Raw genomic sequence first — 2,479 nt, 5'->3', positions numbered from 1 at the left:
TGTCATTCGGCCTGCAATATTGACCCCCTAAGCAGGGGGATCGGCGTCCAAAATTGACCCCCTACAGATTGGTCTGTTGCGCTGCCTGCTTTGGAACGAAGCAGGTGGTGGGGGATGCTGATCGTGGAGACGATTGCCCGGATTAGGCGCGAGCACTTCATCAAGGGCAAGACGATCAAGGAGATTGCCCGTGACCTGAAGGTGTCGCGGAACACGGTTCGGAAGGTGCTGAGGTCGGGAGAGACCTCCTTCGAGTACGAGCGGCAGGTGCAGCCGCGGCCAAAGCTGGGACGATGGGCAGTAGAGCTCGACGGATTGCTGGCGGCGAACGCGGCTAAATCGGCTCGTGAACAGCTGACCTTGATCCGGACCTTCGAAGAGCTGCGCGGCCGCGGCTATGACGGCGGTTACGATGCGGTGCGGCGTTTCGCCAGGCGGTGGAGCAAAGAACGCGGGCAATCGACCGCGGCCGCTTATGTCCCGCTGAGCTTTGCGCCCGGCGAAGCCTACCAGTTCGATTGGAGCCACGAGGTGGTCTTGCTGAGCGGCACCACGGTGATGGTGAAGGCCGCCCATGTCCGGCTCTGTCACAGCCGCATGCTGTTCGTGCGGGCCTATCCGCGGGAGACGCAGGAGATGGTGTTCGACGCCCACGACCGGGCGTTCGCCCTGTTCAAAGGCACCTGCACCCGCGGCATCTACGACAACATGAAGACTGCCGTAGAGACGATCTTCGTCGGTAAAGGGCGCCTCTACAATCGCCGCTTCCTGCAGATGTGCAGCCACTATCTGGTCGATCCAGTTGCCTGCACGCCAGCGTCGGGCTGGGAGAAGGGGCAGGTCGAGAACCAGGTCGGGCTGGTCAGGGAACGCTTCTTCACGCCGCGGCTGCGGTTCAAAAACCTCGACGAGTTAAACGCCTGGCTGCTCGACAAATGCATCGCCTACGCCAAGGCTCATCGCCATCCGGAGCTGGTCGATCAGACGATCTGGGAGGTGTTCGAAGCCGAACGCCCCAAGCTCGTTCCCTATGCCGGCCGCTTCGACGGCTTCCATGCGGTGACAGCATCGGTCTCGAAGACCTGCCTGGTGCGCTTCGACAACAACAAGTACTCGGTCGCAGCCAGCGCAGTCGGACGGCCGGTCGAAGTTCAAGCCTATGCCGATCGCATCGTGATCCGTCAGGATGGACGCATCGTTGCCGAGCACCCGCGATCCTTTGGCCGCGGCGATACCATCTACGACCCCTGGCATTATGTGCCGGTGCTCGCCCGCAAACCCGGCGCCTTGCGCAACGGTGCTCCCTTCAAAGACTGGGTGCTGCCGGCCGCGATCGAGCGGATCCGGCGCAAGCTTGCCAGCACCGACGATGGCAATCGGCAGATGGTCGATATCCTCAACGCGGTGCTGACTGACGGTCTGCCCGCGGTGGAAGCGGCCTGTGCCGAAGCGCTCAGTCACAGCGTCCATTCCGCCGATGTCGTGCTCAATATCCTGGCCCGTCAACGTGAACCCGCTCCACCGGCCAACATCATGACGCCGGCCACACTGACGCTCCGTCATGCCCCGATCGCCGATTGTGCCCGCTACGACAACCTCCGGAGGACCATCTGATGGAACGAACCCAAATCTTCGACCTCATGGGCGAACTCAAGCTCTACGGCATGAAGGCGTCCTTCGACGAGATCATGGCAACTGCCGTCAAGCGCCAGCACGAACCTCAGCGCATCGTTGGCGACCTGCTCAACGCCGAGATCAACGAGAAGCAAGCCAGGTCGATCAAATACCAGCTCACCATTGCCAAGCTGCCGCTTGCCAAGGACATCGCCGACTTCCAGTTCGACGGCACGCCGATCAATCAGACTCTCGTCAATGATCTCGCTGGCAGCGGCTTCATCGCCCAACAACGCAATGTCGTTCTGGTTGGCGGCACCGGCACAGGCAAGACCCACCTGGCCATTGCCATCGCCAGAAGCTGCATCCGATCCGGTGCCCGCGGCCGCTTCTTCAACGTAGTCGACCTCGTCAATCGCCTCGAGACCGAGACCCGCAACGGACGGCAAGGACGGCTCGCCGAGCATCTGACCCGGATGGACTTCATCGTGCTGGATGAACTCGGCTATTTGCCCTTCGCCCAGTCCGGTGGCCAGCTTCTCTTCCACCTCGTCAGCCGGCTCTATGAGCGCGCCTCCGTCATCGTGACCACCAATCTCGCTTTCGGCGAATGGCCGAGCGTGTTCGGCGACGCCAAAATGACCACCGCGCTGCTCGACCGATTGACCCATCACTGCGACATCGTCGAGACCGGCAACGATAGCTGGCGGTTCAAGAGCCGAGACGACGATCACGCCACCCGCGCTCGTCTCGCCTCCGCTATCCCGGCCAGCTCCGACGAGACGAGCGCTACCAGCAAAACCCGCCGCGCGAAGGGGTCAAAATTGGACGCCGATGAGGGGTCAAAGTTGGAAGCCGATTGACA

General features: G+C 62.0%; 1 protein-coding gene and 1 pseudogene. Both read left to right on the top strand.

The genetic code is table 11. The features are described from left to right. Positions 1-114 precede the first annotated feature (114 nt). Positions 115-1,605: pseudogene (gene istA / locus IVA98_RS16905) on the top strand (IS21 family transposase); the annotation flags it as partial. Between the two features lie 8 nt (positions 1,606-1,613). Next, a complete protein-coding gene (istB, locus tag IVA98_RS16900) occupies positions 1,614-2,477 on the top strand; it encodes an IS21-like element helper ATPase IstB (protein WP_346657723.1) in 864 nt (287 codons plus the stop codon). The last annotated feature ends 2 nt before the right edge of the window (positions 2,478-2,479 follow it).

Origin of the sequence: Bradyrhizobium sp. 160, from assembly GCF_023073735.1 — a bacterium.
In the GTDB taxonomy this organism is placed as follows: Bacteria; Pseudomonadota; Alphaproteobacteria; order Rhizobiales; family Xanthobacteraceae; genus Bradyrhizobium.
This window is presented reverse-complemented; position numbering and strand designations above follow the sequence as displayed.